The organism is Paenibacillus medicaginis (assembly GCF_042138635.1).
In the GTDB taxonomy this organism is placed as follows: domain Bacteria; phylum Bacillota; class Bacilli; order Paenibacillales; family Paenibacillaceae; genus Paenibacillus; species Paenibacillus medicaginis.
The window spans coordinates 1-554 of record NZ_JBHIRY010000091.1; the positions used below are offsets into that span (position 1 = coordinate 1).

Here is a 554-nt window from a genome sequence, read left to right on the forward strand (position 1 = left end):
TCCGGGAGTCAGACAGTGAGTGCTAAGATCCATTGTCAAAAGGGAAACAGCCCAGACCATCAGCTAAGGTCCCCAAGTGTGTGTTAAGTGGGAAAGGATGTGGAGTTGCACAGACAACCAGGATGTTGGCTTAGAAGCAGCCACCATTGAAAGAGTGCGTAATAGCTCACTGGTCGAGTGACTCTGCGCCGAAAATGTAACGGGGCTAAACACACCACCGAAGCTATGGCTTGGATCGACTTCACTGCTTCTTTGAGGCGGTGTTTAACACGACATTTTTGCCGAAAACAACCTCTGATATTCAATCAAGGTTTTCGGCCAAATGCTTCAGGGGTTAAACACAGGGCTTCGAAGCTGGAGTGAAGTCGATCCAGGGGTAGGGGAGCGTTGTGTAGGGGTTGAAGGTGTACCGGAAGGAGCGCTGGACACTACACAAGTGAGAATGCCGGTATGAGTAACGAAAAGATCTGTGAGAATCAGATCCGCCGAAAGCCTAAGGGTTCCTGAGGAAGGTTCGTCCGCTCAGGGTAAGTCGGGACCTAAGGCGAGGCCGA

General features: G+C 51.1%; 1 rRNA gene. It reads left to right on the plus strand.

What is annotated here, in order from left to right:
• A 23S ribosomal RNA gene (locus tag ACE5LO_RS27780) occupies window positions 1-554 on the plus strand; the annotation flags it as partial.